General features: G+C 41.8%; 19 protein-coding genes. 10 read left to right on the plus strand and 9 right to left on the minus strand.

The window, feature by feature from the left end; genetic code table 11:
• Positions 1 to 19 precede the first annotated feature (19 nt).
• The 7 genes from NST15_RS05295 to NST15_RS05325 form a co-directional block, all read right to left on the minus strand.
• On the minus strand, positions 20 to 454 hold the full coding sequence (locus NST15_RS05295) for a spore germination protein GerPE (RefSeq protein ID WP_065460098.1): 435 nt from the start codon (positions 452 to 454) through the stop codon (positions 20 to 22).
• A complete protein-coding gene (locus tag NST15_RS05300) occupies positions 454 to 630 on the minus strand; it encodes a germination protein GerPD (protein ID WP_003210893.1) in 177 nt (58 codons plus the stop codon). Before NST15_RS05300 ends, NST15_RS05295 begins: the two co-directional genes overlap by 1 nt.
• Positions 627 to 1241 carry a spore germination protein GerPC gene (locus NST15_RS05305; protein ID WP_008348607.1) on the minus strand — a complete coding sequence of 205 codons (615 nt, stop codon included), beginning with the start codon at positions 1239 to 1241 and terminating at the stop codon, positions 627 to 629. Before NST15_RS05305 ends, NST15_RS05300 begins: the two co-directional genes overlap by 4 nt.
• A gap of 31 nt (positions 1242 to 1272) precedes the next feature.
• The gene (locus tag NST15_RS05310; protein ID WP_003210877.1) at positions 1273 to 1506 is read right to left on the minus strand and encodes a spore germination protein GerPB; all 234 of its coding nucleotides are present in this window, start codon (positions 1504 to 1506) and stop codon (positions 1273 to 1275) included.
• A 14-nt stretch (positions 1507 to 1520) separates the two neighbouring features.
• Complete coding sequence (locus tag NST15_RS05315) at positions 1521 to 1742, minus strand: spore germination protein (protein WP_003211745.1); 222 nt, start codon at positions 1740 to 1742, stop codon at positions 1521 to 1523.
• A gap of 127 nt (positions 1743 to 1869) precedes the next feature.
• Positions 1870 to 2031 (minus strand): aspartyl-phosphate phosphatase Spo0E family protein, encoded by a 162-nt coding sequence (locus NST15_RS05320; RefSeq protein ID WP_008348605.1) that lies wholly within the window; start codon positions 2029 to 2031, stop codon positions 1870 to 1872.
• Between the two features lie 122 nt (positions 2032 to 2153).
• Positions 2154 to 3248, minus strand: coding sequence for a CotH kinase family protein (locus NST15_RS05325; RefSeq protein ID WP_007499119.1), 1095 nt, complete (start codon positions 3246 to 3248; stop codon positions 2154 to 2156).
• A gap of 528 nt (positions 3249 to 3776) precedes the next feature.
• Between NST15_RS05325 and NST15_RS05330 the strand changes: the two genes are divergently transcribed.
• From NST15_RS05330 to NST15_RS05340, 3 genes are all read left to right on the plus strand, one after another.
• Positions 3777 to 4100, plus strand: a complete 324-nt coding sequence (locus NST15_RS05330) for a hypothetical protein (RefSeq protein ID WP_113747615.1) — start codon at positions 3777 to 3779, stop codon at positions 4098 to 4100.
• Between the two features lie 18 nt (positions 4101 to 4118).
• Positions 4119 to 5024 (plus strand): fumarylacetoacetate hydrolase family protein, encoded by a 906-nt coding sequence (locus NST15_RS05335; RefSeq protein ID WP_035700212.1) that lies wholly within the window; start codon positions 4119 to 4121, stop codon positions 5022 to 5024.
• Between the two features lie 91 nt (positions 5025 to 5115).
• Positions 5116 to 5484: a YisL family protein gene (locus NST15_RS05340; protein WP_007499115.1), complete on the plus strand. Its 369-nt coding sequence runs from the start codon at positions 5116 to 5118 to the stop codon at positions 5482 to 5484.
• 38 nt (positions 5485 to 5522) lie between these two features.
• Here NST15_RS05340 and NST15_RS05345 read toward each other — a convergent pair whose 3' ends face one another.
• Positions 5523 to 6050 carry a DUF2777 family protein gene (locus NST15_RS05345; protein ID WP_065460105.1) on the minus strand — a complete coding sequence of 176 codons (528 nt, stop codon included), beginning with the start codon at positions 6048 to 6050 and terminating at the stop codon, positions 5523 to 5525.
• Positions 6051 to 6206: 156 nt separating this feature from the next.
• Between NST15_RS05345 and asnB the strand changes: the two genes are divergently transcribed.
• The 4 genes from asnB to NST15_RS05365 all read left to right on the plus strand — a co-directional run bounded on the left by asnB (position 6207) and on the right by NST15_RS05365 (position 12017).
• Complete coding sequence (asnB, locus tag NST15_RS05350) at positions 6207 to 8048, plus strand: asparagine synthase (glutamine-hydrolyzing) (protein ID WP_024720029.1); 1842 nt, start codon at positions 6207 to 6209, stop codon at positions 8046 to 8048.
• Positions 8049 to 8195: 147 nt separating this feature from the next.
• Positions 8196 to 9713, plus strand: coding sequence for a phytoene desaturase family protein (gene crtI, locus NST15_RS05355; RefSeq protein WP_342498918.1), 1518 nt, complete (start codon positions 8196 to 8198; stop codon positions 9711 to 9713).
• Positions 9710 to 11185 carry a phytoene desaturase family protein gene (gene crtI, locus NST15_RS05360; protein ID WP_342498919.1) on the plus strand — a complete coding sequence of 492 codons (1476 nt, stop codon included), beginning with the start codon at positions 9710 to 9712 and terminating at the stop codon, positions 11183 to 11185. Before crtI (NST15_RS05355) ends, crtI (NST15_RS05360) begins: the two co-directional genes overlap by 4 nt.
• Positions 11178 to 12017 (plus strand): phytoene/squalene synthase family protein, encoded by an 840-nt coding sequence (locus NST15_RS05365; protein WP_024720032.1) that lies wholly within the window; start codon positions 11178 to 11180, stop codon positions 12015 to 12017. The genes crtI (NST15_RS05360) and NST15_RS05365 overlap by 8 nt, the downstream gene beginning before the upstream one ends.
• Before the next feature lie 84 nt (positions 12018 to 12101).
• Here the strand turns inward: NST15_RS05365 and NST15_RS05370 are convergent, their stop codons facing one another.
• Entirely contained in the window at positions 12102 to 13478 is a 1377-nt protein-coding gene (locus NST15_RS05370; protein WP_007499101.1) for an MATE family efflux transporter, read from the minus strand.
• 113 nt (positions 13479 to 13591) lie between these two features.
• Between NST15_RS05370 and NST15_RS05375 the strand changes: the two genes are divergently transcribed.
• The 3 genes from NST15_RS05375 (at position 13592) to NST15_RS05385 (ending at position 15372) form a co-directional block, all read left to right on the plus strand.
• Positions 13592 to 14458: an AraC family transcriptional regulator gene (locus NST15_RS05375; protein WP_056705149.1), complete on the plus strand. Its 867-nt coding sequence runs from the start codon at positions 13592 to 13594 to the stop codon at positions 14456 to 14458.
• Between the two features lie 14 nt (positions 14459 to 14472).
• A complete protein-coding gene (locus tag NST15_RS05380) occupies positions 14473 to 15033 on the plus strand; it encodes a GNAT family protein (RefSeq protein WP_046343146.1) in 561 nt (186 codons plus the stop codon).
• Positions 15034 to 15096: 63 nt separating this feature from the next.
• Positions 15097 to 15372, plus strand: coding sequence for a hypothetical protein (locus NST15_RS05385; protein WP_035392471.1), 276 nt, complete (start codon positions 15097 to 15099; stop codon positions 15370 to 15372).
• The last annotated feature ends 22 nt before the right edge of the window (positions 15373 to 15394 follow it).

Consider the following 15394-nt stretch of genomic DNA (forward strand, 5'->3'; position numbering starts at 1 on the left):
CGACATCCTTTATTCGAAGTCATATCACCATCATATGCGAAGGTAGGTCCAATTGTGAGTTTGGCGGATGTTCGTCATTGTTGCTAAATAACTCTCGAATATGCTTCACTCGCGCAACGGCATTTATTCCGCACGTAGAGCCAATTTGATAGATAGAGGAGGAAGAGACCCCTTCTACATGAATGGACGACACTTTAATGAGAGGCTTTTCATGATAAAAGGCCGTTCTAACCGCTCGTTCTGGCAGCATCAATGGGATCGGCTCATAATACACTTCAAATTCTTTTGCATCTAGGTTTTCAGCTTCATTTCCATAAAACAAACTAATGGTTCGCTGAACAGCTAACACCTTCACGTTCGGGCATAGCTCTTGTGTATCACCAATTTGAACAACACTCGCAATCCCGACAGAATTCACCTTCGAGAACTTTACTTGAGATGTGCGCTTGATCATTATCGAGGGGCTAGAGGAACAAACGGGCCAATAATTAATGATTCTGGCGGTGTATCGAAAATCGATGACAGTTGTACGTGATCCGTGTCCCCGATAATAAATAGGGAAGAGGACGATACCCCAACTACTTTAATGCTTCCGGTTTCGATGTTGCGGTTGACGACTGTGAAATTCATCCGTTTTCCTCTCCTTTCGTTTCATTTGGAATATGGGCTAAAAAGTGTTCGATTGCCCGTTTGACATCATGTTTCACGTATTCAGCAATTTGCTCGGAACGTTGAAGCGGGGTCATATCTTCCCTTTGTGGCAGCTGCCCCGCATAATATTTGATTCTGCTGTCTATTTGTTTTCGAATGTCCTCAATGATATGGTGTTTGTTGCTTTCATCAAGCGAGCCTTCGTATCGCTGCTCTAGTTCTTCAAGAAGCTGCGGTGCTTCTTCATTTAAGAATGCATCGACAAGCTGGCGTGTTTGATTGAAAAATTGATCAGCCATTTCTTGCTGCATCATTCCAATTCCCGGGGTTGTTGTTTGGCCCACTTCAAAATTTTGAACACTATTTGGATCAGATGGATTGAGGCCGATATTTAATGTGCCTTCCAGCCGCTCGATTTTCAGTTGATCAAATTGATAATCAATCCGTTCAATCGTTGTTGTCGGTTTATCTTTGATCATTTGCATTTCCTGCTGAAGCTCGTTAAGCCTTTTTTCAAGCATCATGATTTGCTGTGTTTGCTTTTGAATGATGCCATACATTTGTGAAGCGCTGTTTTGATAGTCATACATATGCATACACCTCCGGGGATTGCAGATGAACTTATGTTGTTGGTGACTGAAGCGGTACAAAAGGTGCCGTGCTTGCGCCCTGAGACTCTTCAATTCCTTGTGTGCCTGCTGCGGCAGGTGCTGCTTCTACGTAGCTACCAGTGTTATACAGATTGGAGAGTGCTTTGATTGATCCAGCACTGCCGATTTGAAGAACGGATGAGTTACTCACAGACTCCACACGTAAGTAATTAATTTGTATCGCTTGATTAATATAGAAGTTCAATGGATTCTCACTCCTTACAAGTTACCAACAAGCGGTTGATCAATGACATCACTATCATACGTATTTGTCACACTTTTATAGTTGCTAATGCGTAATTGATCACCAGTGTTAAAACTGCCTGCGCCGGCAAACGTTTTAACCTGACTATTTGGAGAAATGGTGATGCAATCTCCAACATGAACGACTCCGCTCGTTCCGACGGCATTTACTTTAAAGGCTCCAACAATAGCCGGCATAGCGGTGCACATCCTTTAGAAAAATAGGGCACTTCGTTTTTGGGCGTTTCACCATAGCTTATGATGGGTCTTTTAATATGTGATTGTCTTTTTGAAGAACTTTGATGAGAGGAATGAAGTGTATGGTTTACCCTTTATTCGAGCATTCTTTAGAGGTGGTTTTGATGCCTTTATTTAAGAGTGTGTCAAGCTCTTGACTGCACCTGATGGTTTCTTCGGCATTCATTCCGAATTTTTTTGCGGTCTCAATTAAATGTAATCTTTTTTGTTCAATTTCATAATTGATCATAACGGACGCCAACTCTCACATTTTTTATCAAATAGAAGGATATGGTTAGTATACCCTATTTTTCTATAAAAAAAGCTCTTTCGTCAATATGAGAACTAAAGTGACAAAATTCGAAAGTGTCTTTACAGGTGCGATGTCTCTTTTTTAATCTCAGTTTGTAAATAACGTCGTCTTTTGTTGATATACTGTCGGATTAATTCTCGCTCTGAACGCAGCATGTCTTGTCGGTTTTTCGTATATGGATCATCTCCAATTCGCTGCTCAATCGAAGCATGCCATGTCTCAATGATGGGGAGAAGTCGTTTTTCTAAAAAATGTGTATCTAGTACGTGCTGGAAAAGGGCATAATAGTCTCTTTTAAATGCAGGGATGTCTAGTAATCTAGCGGTTAATGTATTGAAACCGCTGACTGGAATATAATCAAACGCCATTTCTTCTCCGTGAATATCACGCCCCCAAGTCGCATCATAATCCCAAGGCATTACTTGAAACCTTCCTTGATCATTCACATAAAGGGCATAGTTATGAACAAAGCCATCAAAATTTTGGGTACACACGACACCAATGAGCCAGCGGAAATATTGTGTCACATCAAGATACTGCTCAATCTTATTTGCAAACGTGTCGTCCCTTGCGGTGTTCAAAAAGTAAATAAATTCACTCAGCTGCTTGTCGTGTTCAGGTGTTCCTGTTTTTTTCTCATAACCGAGAAGAAGATGTTTTTTAGGCTTTTTATCAAATGAACTTAAAAGAGAGAAATTGGCGTCATCATCTACAGCATAATAAATGCCGCCTCCATGCAGCTGTCGTTTTTGGAGGAACAGCTCATCTACAGATTCTATTTTTAAATAAATGCCTTCTTTTCTTCCATTAATGGTCAGAAACACATGAGAAGCGGACGGGCTGAACACACCCATTTGTTCAAAGAAATAAAAAGACAGCCTGTTGCGAATGAAAGAAGGATCATTGTACTCTGCATTTAAGTGAAAAAGGGATTCGCCCTGTCTTTGCTTTGGTTTTCGATATTCAATTTGATAGGATTTTTTCTTGAGCTTTCGGATGTGTGATCCTCGGTATGAGGCATAAATATGTGACTTCGTTTGGCCGGTTTTCAGAATGGCCTCGACGGGTTCATCGTTCCATACGTCCTTTTTTAATTCCATGAGATCTTTTGGATGAATCCAGATATCCAGTTGTTTTAAAGGTTCTGTGTCCATGCGTTCATCACCCTCCTATATCTCCTCCACTATATGAAAATGAAGGAATGTCCTGTACCTGCTGGTAGGTATTCATGGAGTTTTCTAAGAAAGAGGCATTCGCCAAGAACACTTGTCTATCGAGTCTCGTAACATAAAGCAGAGAAGATAAACAGCTTCGTCTGTTTGTTTTGTCAGAGCACAGATTGGGAGGGGAATTGTTCGTGAGCACATTTGATCATTCGCATATTGAACATGCAGTTGATTCACTTCGAAGTGAGGGGCGTGATCAACACTTAGATCGTGAACCAGAATCGGGACATTCGCACAAATCATCTCGTTCTCGTCATTCAAATCGCCGTCACTGGTTCTTTGGTGGAGGCGGCTGCCGTAAGTCACATCGCAGCAAAAAAAGCCATAAAAGCTATCGTTCTAAAAAAAGCTATCGCTCTAAAAAAAGTCGCTGCTCAAAGAAAAGTGTAAAGAGCGAGAAACCATGTAAAAGTAAAAAGTCACATAAAAGCAAAAAGTCTTGCCGTAGCAAAAAGAGTGAACCAAAAAAATCATGCCGCAGCAAACACAGATCACATCATAAGAAAAGCTGCCGCAAATCACACCGTAGCCATCGATCTAAACGTTCTCATCACAAACGGAGTCACTCTTGCCGAAGATGCGGGAAGAAAAAACATCATTCCCGCCATCAAGGAAATGTTGATCGTAAATGGGATCAAGGGAATATGTGGGAGTATCGACGCTACCGCTAAATGTCAGGTCTTCATTTTTGAAACCCTTTTTAAAAGAGAGTATGATAAAAAAGGGTTTTTTTTATTTCGTAGAGAAATAAAAATGAGACATCATAATGTATTGAAATGAAGATTGTGAGGGGAAGACATGAAGTTTTTTACAGGTGAGATACATAACAGATTGTTTATCGGGGTCGTCATTGATGATGAATGGGTGATGGACGTCAAAAAGGCAGAAGCAAAACTATTTGAGCTAGAAACATTGCCAAACTCTTTATCTGAATGCATCAACATGGGGGACAAGTTTGTCGAACACGTCAAACAGCTTCTTGATTGGGCGGAGAAAAAAGAAGAAGACCGCGGCTCTTATGTCTATCCGCTTTCGGACGTGACACTCCATGCACCGATTCCAAAACCAACGAAAAACATCATGTGTGTTGGGAAAAACTATCAAGATCACGTCATGGAAATGGGAAGTGCGGCAGATATTCCTAAAGACGTGATGATCTTTACAAAGGCGCCTACCTCTGTTGTAGGGCATGAAGCGGACATTCTTCTCCATGAAGATGTGACAAGTGAATTGGATTACGAAGGGGAGCTTGCCATTGTCATTGGCAAAACAGGAAAGAATATTGCTCCTGAAGAGGTCCAAGATTACATTTTCGGTTACACCATTTTAAATGATATAACGGCAAGAGATTTGCAGAAAAAACACAAACAATTTTTCATCGGAAAAAGCTTAGATACAACTTGTCCAATGGGACCTTATATCGTTCACAAGTCAGTGATCGAGGATCATGGAGCACTCCATGTGGAAACAAAGGTAAACGGAGAGGTTCGTCAGTCTGCCAGTACGGAATTAATGATCTTCCCAATTGAAGACATTGTGTCAACTCTTTCAAAAGGGATGACGCTGGAAGCGGGAGACATCATTGCAACAGGTACACCTTCTGGAGTCGGCAAAGGTTTTGAACCGCCAAAATTTTTAGCCTCAGGCGATCAGGTTGAAGTAACAATTGAACCAATTGGGACGTTATCAAATCGCGTCAAATAAAGGCGTGTTGACACAGGATTGTCGCTTTGTGTTCGACTTATTTCGTGGTACGATGAGAAGGTAATTGTTCTGATAAAGGGGGAAATCACAAATGGGAACACATTTACATATTACAGCGTGGGTGCTAGGTATTATTCTATTTTTCGTTGCCTTTGCATTAGCAGGTAAAAACGATAAAGGCGCTAAAATTGTGCATATGATCGTACGCCTATTTTACTTGATTATTATTGCAACGGGTGTAGAGCTGTATGTTCGCACAGGAATGAAAATCCCGGGTTACGGGGGCGAGTATGTTGGAAAAATGATACTTGGTATTCTTGTGATTGGTTTCATGGAAATGGTCCTTGTACGCAAGAAAAAAGGAAAATCGGTGACGGGTGTATTCATTGGTTTTATCGTGGTTGCTATTGTGACCATTCTTCTCGGCTTACGTCTGCCGATCGGTTTCCATATCTTTTAAGATAAAAAGGGCATTGCTTATCAAAAGCAGTGCCCTTTTTATGTGAGATCAAACTGAGACATCAGCCTGTGACCGTCAGACGTCGTCCATTCCAAGTGAACTTGATTTGTGTCCGAATGATGGTGGCATTGAAGGGCAAGTGATTGCATGTCTCCTGAAAACTGAAAAAAAGACACGCGATGAGAAGGATGGAAGGAAGAGAAGACACAATCATAGACGGAAAAGCCAAGCTGTTCTACATAGTCAATGATCTGATAAAAGACGCTTTCCGGTACGAACATGAGCAAATCAAGCCACCCTTTAGAAAGAGACGCTGTATATTGAATGCGTTCACCGCCTTTTACCTCCATCAACTTCCCATTCTCACAAAGAACGACAGACCCGAGCAATTCTCCTTTTGTCCATCGATCCTTTTCTTTCAAACAGATCATAGAACTTTGAAGGCTTTCAGGCAGCATGATGTCTCCTTCTTCGTCTTCAATCAGACAATGACCGTTTTCTATCAGTAAGTACCCGTTACACCATTTTGGGTGGTTTTGCTGAAGAAATGTCATGCGGTTCTCCATTCGCAAAACCTCCTTTCCTCTTTCTTTTCTTACCAAATGAAGCTTGTCCTATACACAGGAGCAAAAAAGGACAAATCAACTATCAAGGAGACGATGCATAAACTAAGAAAGGCTAAATGAGAACACTTGATGAAAAACGGATGGGAGCTGATGATGATGTGTGGAATAACAGGCTGGGCAGACTTTAAAAAGCAGCTCATCCAACAGGATCATGTAATCAATCAAATGACAGATACATTATCTAAACGAGGGCCGGATGATACAAATACGTGGAAAAGTGAGCACGTTCTTTTCGGCCATAAACGGTTAGCCGTTGTCGATGTTGAAGGCGGAAAGCAGCCGATGACATATACCCATCAACACCATGATTATACGGTGGTATACAATGGAGAACTCTATAACACGGAGGATATACGAAAAGAATTATTCAAAAGGGGGCACCGCTTTCTTGGGCATTCTGATACAGAGGTTCTTCTTCACGCCTATACAGAATGGAAGGAAGAGTGTGTGACCCATTTTAATGGAATTTTTGCATTTGTCATTTGGGATAGTGAACGTGAATTATTATTTGCAGCGAGAGACCGGCTCGGTGTCAAGCCATTTTTCTATACAGAACGTCATCATTCCTTTTTGTTTGGCTCAGAAATCAAAGCACTTCTAGCTCATCCTGAAATGAAAGCCAAAGTGGATCATGAAGGGTTATCAGAAATCTTTGGTTTAGGGCCGTCTAGAACACCAGGGCAAGGCGTATTTAAAGGGGTGAAAGAGCTGAGACCTGCTCATGCCTTAACCTTCTCAAAAGATGGTTTGCGTGTGTGGAGGTACTGGAATGTCAAAAGCAAGCAGCATACAGATTCGCTTGATGACACCGCTCAGCACGTGAAGGAACTCTTTACGGATGCTGTTACAAGACAGCTCGTCTCTGATGTGCCTGTATGTACGTTTTTATCGGGCGGTGTGGATTCTAGTGCCATTACGGCCATTGCCGCCAAGCACTTTGAGAAAATAGGGAAAGCCCCGCTGCATACGTATTCCGTTGATTACGACGGAAATGATCAATTCTTTGAAGCAAGTCAATTTCAGCCGAATGCTGACGGGCCGTGGATTGATCGAATGACCAAAGCGTTTCAAACGAATCATCACAGCTGTATCATTGGGCAAAAAGAGCTGGCTTCTTATTTGAAAGAAGCGGTTGAAGTGCGAGATTTGCCGGGGATGGCAGATATTGATTCTTCCTTACTATGGTTCTGCCGAGAAATTAAAAAGGATTTTGTTGTTGGTTTATCAGGTGAATGTGCAGATGAAATTTTTGGAGGTTACCCATGGTTTCACATGGCAAGTGAAACCAATGGGTTCCCTTGGATGAGATCAACGGAAGCACGCATTCAGCTTCTTCAAGACTCATGGCAAAAGAAATTATCACTGAAGGAATATGCGCAAAGCAAATATGAAGAAACCGTGGCAGAAACCCCTCTTTTAGATGGGGAAACTGGAGTAGATAAAGCCCGAAGAGAACTTTTTTACTTAAATATGATTTGGTTTATGACAACACTGCTGGATCGGAAAGATCGTATGAGCATGGGGGCGAGCCTTGAGGTACGTGTACCATTCGCAGATCATCGTCTTGTTGAGTATGTATGGAATATTCCTTGGGAAATGAAAATGTATGGAAATCGAGAAAAAGGGGTTTTGAGAAAAGCATTAGAGGGAATTTTACCGAATGAAGTGCTTTATCGCAAGAAGAGCCCTTATCCGAAAACACATCATCCTGCTTATACTCAGGCGGTAAAAGAGATGTTAACAGATTGTCTCGCGCAAAAGGATTCTGTGCTTCATGAATTTTTAGATCCACATCAATTAAAACAGCTGATTGAAACAGAAGGGGCTTCTTTCCAGGTTCCTTGGTATGGTCAGTTAATGAAAGGCCCACAGCTCATTGCCCATTTGGCACAGATTCATCATTGGTTTGAAACATATCGAATTGATATAGAAGCATAACAAAGGGTCGGCTTTCTTGCACTTGTTGAAAGGAAGTCGGCTTTTTTGATACATAACATGAGACTTTTAGAGCACATCAAAAGTTGATCTAACCGTTTCAACTTGTATAATTAACTTAAAGTGAATTAATTTGGAGGAAAAAGGATAATGAAAATCATTGTGATCGGAGCAGGACCAGGGGGACTTGCAGCAGCTATGATGTTGCAAAGCAAAGGACATGATGTTCATATATATGAAAAACAGTCCTTTGTTGGCGGACGTAACTCTAAGTTTCAACTTGGTGATTTCACGTTTGATACAGGTCCTACTTTTCTCAGTATGATTCATATTGCAGAGGAACTGTTCACCTTTGCCGGTAAAAATCTCTATGATTATATAGATGTGATTGAATTAAAAGAAATGTATAGATTAATCTTTCAAGATGAGAAGCTTGATATGATTCGAGATCGAGACGAAATGTACAAACGGCTAGAAGCCTTTGCACCTGGTGAGGGCGAAGGGTATGTACATTTTATGAATGATACAAAACGAAAAATGGACCGCCTAACGCCGATTCTACAAAGTAAAATGGATCGTTTCCATCATTATTTGCGTCCAAAGGTCATCAAAGCACTTCCTCAGCTCTCATTAAATAAAAGCTTATATGATGTGCTGTCGGATTATTTCTCAAATGAATCAGTGAAATATGCCTTTACATTCCAATCAAAATATTTAGGGATGTCACCTTGGGAATGCCCAGGAGCGTTCTCAATTCTTTCCTTTATGGAGCATGACACAGGCGTTTATCATCCGAAAGGCGGAGTGAATCAGCTGTCAGAAGCGATGGCAAAGGCAGCTGTTGAATCTGGGGCTACCCTTCATCTATCAACTGGAGTTGAGAAGTTGCTGACGGAAGGCAGGAAAGTGAAGGGCATTCGCTTAGAAACCGGTGAAGAAATACAGGCAGATGAGGTCGTCGTAAATGGTGATTTTGCACACGTGATGACAAAGCTTGTAGAGCCGGGTCTTTTAAAGAAATATAGCGAGAAGAAACTGAAAAAGAAAAAATTCTCATGCTCCACCTTTATGCTGTACCTAGGTTTAGATACGATATATGATGAGCCGCATCATACCATCGTTTTTTCCGATGACTATGCGAAGTTCGTCAAAGAGATTACGAAAACCTTTGAGCTGCCGGATGATCCGTCCATTTATATTCAAAATGCAAGTGTGACAGATGATTCGCTTGCGCCAAAAGGCAAGTCCGCTCTTTATGTGTTAGCACCCGTTGCCAATAATCAAAGCGGTATTGACTGGGAAGCGTATCAAGAAGAATTTAGAGAGCTTGTGCTGGATACGCTGGAGCGGAAAACAGGCTTTAAGAATATCAGGCAGCATATCGAAGTCGAGCGGATGATCACGCCGAAGCATTGGGAAGAAGAGCTGTACGTGTATGAAGGAGCTACATTTAACCTTGGTCACCAGTTGACGCAGATGATGGTACTCAGGCCGCATAATGAATTTGATGAGTTGAAACACTGCTGGCTCGTTGGTGGAGGAACCCACCCAGGCAGTGGATTGCCAACCATTTTAGAATCAGCGCGTATCACGACAAATGCGATTCTGGCAAAAGAGAAACATACGCACAAAAGAGTGCCACATCAAGAAAAGGGGAGCGCCTCATGAAAAAACATATATTGATTGCTGGCGGCGGTATTGGCGGAATGATCTCAGCCCTCTATTTAAAAAAAGCTGGACATGATGTCACCCTTGTTGAAAAAAATGAACGGCTCGGCGGGAGACTTGCTTTTGTACGTGAGAAAGGATATAAAGTAGATGAAGGTCCGACCATTGTCCTACTTCCTGATATGTTAAAAGGCATTTTACATGACGTAGGCATTGATGAAACATCTCTTGATCTCTTGCAGCTCGATCCGCTGTATACGATCCACTATCAAGATGGAACCTCCTATACGAAATACTCTGATACACTGCGACAACTAGAAGAAATCAAACGTGTATTTCCAAAGGAAGAACAGGGATATTTAACATTTATGCAAGAAATGACGGATCGGTTTCAAGAAGGGCAGGAAGCTTTTCTAGAAAAATCATTTCATGAAAAACGAACCTTTTTTACAAAAGCGAACATGAAGATTCTAATGAAATTAAAAGCATATCGAACCGTTCAAAGTTCTCTCAAAAAATATTTTTCAGATGAGCGTCTCCGAGATGCATATGCACTTCAAACCCTCTATGTCGGAGGAAATCCGTATGAAGCATCTGCCATTTATTCGCTTGTTTCATATAGTGAGCACGCACACGGAATTTACTATTTAAAAGGCGGATATGCGAGTTTAGTAGATATATTGGAGAGACAGCTCTTAAAGACGGGTGTACACATAAGAAAAAGTGAAGAAGTCGCACAATTTGAGTTTGAGGGGAAACGTGTGGTCAAGGCAAAAATAAATGATGAGCACATAGCAGCTGATGCATTTGTGATGAACGGAGATTATCCAGCGGCGTTAAAACAGCTTGGTTTAGGTGAACAAGACTGGCGTAAATACGTTCCATCCTCCGGCTGCGTGATGGTGTATCTAGGGTTAAACAAAGTATACGATGAAGCACCTGTTCATCAATTTTTCATGGGAGAACATTTTGATCAGCATATGAGAGAGGTGTTCCAAACGAAAACGATACCTCAAGATCCATCATTTTATACGTTTAATCCATCGACCATCGATCCATCCCTTGCCCCAGAAGGCAGCAGTGTCCTATATATGCTCATTCCTGTTCCATCAGGAGATCACATCAATTGGGAACAAGAGACAGACTTTGTGGATAAAATGGTGGAGCGTCTTGAGAAAAGAGGCTTTCCGCAACTGCGAGAGGCGGTTGTCTGGCATAAGGTGAGAACACCGAATGATTCAATGCGAGAAGGATTGTTTGAAGGCGGCAGCTTTGGACTCGCTCCTAATTTGTTTCAATCAGGTGTGTTTCGCCCGCAAGTAAAGGTTGCAGATGTAGACAATCTATATGCGGTAGGTGCTTCCATCCATCCCGGCGGCGGGGTACCGATCGTGATGCAAAGTGCAAAGCTCATGGCTTCTGTACTGCTTAAAGATCTGAACAACAGAAAGGAAGTGAAGCTAAGTGGTTGATGTGCAAACAGCATTGAAAATATGTGAAGAGACCATTCAAACCCATTCAAAAACGTTTTATCGTGCCTTTTCCATGCTGCCTAAAAAGAAAAGACAGGCTGTTTGGGCTGTTTATTCTTTTTGTAGGAGAGCGGATGACATTGTAGATGAGTCTCCTTCACCAAAGGAAGAACTGGCGTCTTTTCAGGAGGCATTTGAACGTTTCTTGCAAGGAGAAGTAGATCGTGATGATCCAATGTGGGTGGCGCTGGAGTATACATTTCAACAGTTTCGTATGGATGAATCCCCATTCCGTGACCTGCTGCGAGGACAGGAGATGGATTTAGAGCAGCACCGGTATGAAACGTTAGATGAACTGCTCATCTATTCCTATCATGTCGCAAGTACAGTTGGATTAATGCTGCTTCCGATCATTGCACCGCGTAAAAAAGAACAGCTAAAAGAAGCCGCGATTTCCCTTGGGATTGGCATGCAGTTGACCAATATTCTTCGAGACATTGGTGAGGATAAGGCGGAAAGGAACCGCATTTATTTGCCAAAACAAGTCATGGATCAATTTGGGTATACAGAGCAAGAATTACAAGAAGGGATCGTCAATCAAGCCTTCCAGCACGTATGGGAATATATTGCGTTTGAGGCAGAGGCGTACTATGAGGAATTTTTTGACCATCTACATGAATTCCCACTTTATTCAAGGATACCGGTGAAAGCAGCTGCTCACTTTTATAAGGCTATTTTAGATAAAACTAGAGAAAACGAATACCGCGTCTTTACGAAGCGGTCATATATTTCAACACAAGAAAAAGCACTTATTTTAGAAGATATTACGTAATGAAAAGAAGACAAAAGGTAAAATAGAGTTCGTTCGTTTTAGCCCTTTGTCAACAATCTGAAAGGACTGCACCCGCAGTCCTTTTTATGTGGAAGTAAACCGATACTCCGTCCACACCCTTGAACGCCACCGCCTATACATAAAGATGCCTCTTACCCATTCATCCACGATAAAAGAAATCCAAACCCCGATCAGGCCCATCTCAAGTTGAATGCCTAATAAATAAGCGATCGGAAGGCCGATGCCCCACATTGAAATCATCGCCATATAGACTGGAAACTTCGCGTCACCAGCTGCCCTCAAGGAGTTGATGATGACCATATTAAAAGAACGTCCAGGCTCTAAAATAATCGTCAATATGAGGAGAAGGCTCGCGATTTGAATGATCTCACTGTTGCTAGTGAAAAAAGTAAGTAAATGCGTCGATGATAAAGATAAAGCAGTAGAAGAAAGAAGTGAGATGGCAATGGCCCAGTATAAGCTTTTCATGCATCTTCGATAGGCCGCATCAAATTCTTTCGCCCCGATCAGGCGCCCAATTAAGATTTGCGTTCCTTGGCTAATGGCGGCACCAAATAACATAATGAACATCATCAAATTCTGGGTATAGACTTTTGCTGCCAGTGCTTGCGTGCCCATAAATGTGATAAACAGCGTAATAATCATTTGAGAGCCATTATAAGAAAGCTGTTCTCCAGCAGAAGGAATGCCGATTTTTAGCAGTTTTTTTAAATGCGTTCGCTGGATGTAAAACATTCGCTTGAATGAAAAACGCAATCCAATGCGGTGTCGAACAATGAGAATCATGGCTGTTAGACCGATCAACCGTGCAAATGATGTGGAAAGAGCAACACCCATGACACCTAATACAGGGAAGCCAAATGGTCCAAAGATGACCAAATAATTACCAGCAACGTTTAACAGATTCATACCGATGGTGACATACATCGTATCTCTCGTGAATCCATAGCTTTTTAAAATAGCACTATAGGTCATAATGAGCGCCTGTATAAAAGAAAGCAGGCCGACAATCTGTAAAAAGACGGTTGCATCTGGCATTAGCTCGCTTGATAATCCCATCATATGCAGGATGGGCACAGCTAACACAAACATAAGAAGACTGATCACAAAGCTAATGAGGAAGTTGGTGCCTAGTGATACATAGGCAACTTGGGTCGCTTCCTGCTTGCGGCCCGCTCCTAAAAGCTGCGCAATGACAATCGTCGTCCCAGTCGTAATGAAGCTGAACATCACAATCAATAGATTTAATAGCTGATTACTAACCCCTACTGCGGCAACACTATTGTCAGAATACTGGCTGAGCATCAGTGTATCTGCGCTCCCCATCAGCATATATAAAGAGATTTCGATAAAAATAGGCCAAGTTAATGCAAATAATGAAGGGTGGGATTTTTCACTTTTGGCTTGAACCTTTTGTATTGTGAGTGCTTGTGGTTTCATCACATCACCTTCTTTCGTATAAATCCGATTTATAGTGTACCTTGCATCGACTATAATAAGAAGAGATGAAACCGAAACTTATTGGAGAAATCCGACTTCATAAGGGGATGAATATGGGTCCGTTTATTACATTTACTGTACCGCCATTTCCAGTCTATATTGCTTCAGGCAAAGGTGTATTCCATCCAGGAGAACGACATATCTCCAGAATTTTCACCGTATTTGATCTTCTTTATGTCACGAAAGGGGAACTATGGATCACAGAAGACGAGGTGCCTCATCACGTAAAAGAGGGAGAATATATCATCTTATCACCGGGACTTGCCCATGGTGGACATCTGCCATGCAAAGAAGAAACACTTTATGAGTGGCTGCATTTTTCAATTGATCCATTTGAGTTTACAGATCGGCCGAGAGAACACTGGTTTGACATGAAGCAAAATCAAGCCACTTTTGAAAAAGCAGCAAGCTATGAATTTCGTCTGCCCCGAAAAGGAAAAGTGAAAGGGGGAAGCGTGCTACAGAAGCATCTTTTAGCGATGCGCGCTTTAAATGATGATGCGTCTGAACTTCAGCTCAAAAAGCAGCTTCAATTTGAGGAAATGCTCATCCATTTACAAAAAGAAGCATTTCATATTCCAAGTGCAAAGGAGACTGTCGCTTCAGAAGTGGTTTACTATCTTGAACGTCATTTTACGCAAAAATTAAAGATGGAGAAGCTGGCAGAGATTCTTCATTATCATCCTGATTACATGACAAGGTGCATGCAGACCGTGTACGGACTGACGCCGAGCCAGTACATCAATCGACTCAAAATCGAAAAAGCCAAAAGCCTACTTGCTTCAACGAATGAAAAAATAGCTCTCATTGCAGAACATGTAGGCATTGATGACCCTACTTATTTTTCAAAGCTGTTTCGGCAAAATGAAGGCATGACGCCTATCGAGTATCGTCATCTTGCTAAAAGAACGACAAAGTAAAGGAACGTGAACAGATGAAAGGAAAAAAAGAAGAGATTGTGAGCATACGTCCATTAGACGAAACCGATTTAGAAGTGGTATGGCATTTAAGGTTTAAAGCCCCAGACCAGGCCTATCGAAAGTGGAATGCACCGTATTTTATTGAACATGACATATCGCTTGCTGCATTTAAAAAACGCTATTTACAGGATGATTCTGTCCTGCCAAAACTATTTGGCATTGATGTCGGAGGTGAATTAAAGGGCACAGTTTCTTATTATTGGGAGAATGAGCGCACACGTTGGCTGGAGTGTGGGATTCTTATTTATGACTCACGCTTTTGGAATGGGGGCGTTGGAACAAAGGCATTGCGTCTATGGATCGATGAACTCTTTTCACACATTGATATCCCACGCATCGGTCTGACCACCTGGTCTGGAAATGAACGCATGATGCGTTGCGCAGAGAAATGCGGGTTTATCCTTGAGGGAAGACTGCGTAAGGTTCGTTACTATCAAGGGGCGTATTATGATTCGATGCGGTATGGGATGCTGAGAGAAGAATGGCAAAGCCTTCCGCACCATTCATTTGAATAGTTGTTTTTAAGATTAGGAAAAAAGTATAGTAAGATTCAATAAATTGAAAAAGAAGGGTGGCGGATGAATGTGAAATGGATTACAGGTTGGTTTGTATCCATCTTAGTCGCAATCTACCTATTCGTTGATGCACCAAAACACGGGAAAAATAAATGGTTATGGGCCATCTTAGGCCTTTTACTCGGGCTCTTCACACTTGGAATATATCTCATTCAAACAGGAAGAAAAGGGTTGGGCTGGACAGTACTGATTGTGTCCATTTTCATCTATGCGATTGCCATCCTCGTCTTTGTCTTGTACTTTCTCATGCTGGTCTTCGGGTACTCCAACGCAAATTAGAGAGTACGGCTGTGGCGATTTG

It is taken from the genome of Bacillus sp. FSL R5-0820, assembly GCF_038593385.1.
GTDB lineage: Bacteria > Bacillota > Bacilli > Bacillales > Bacillaceae > Bacillus > Bacillus altitudinis.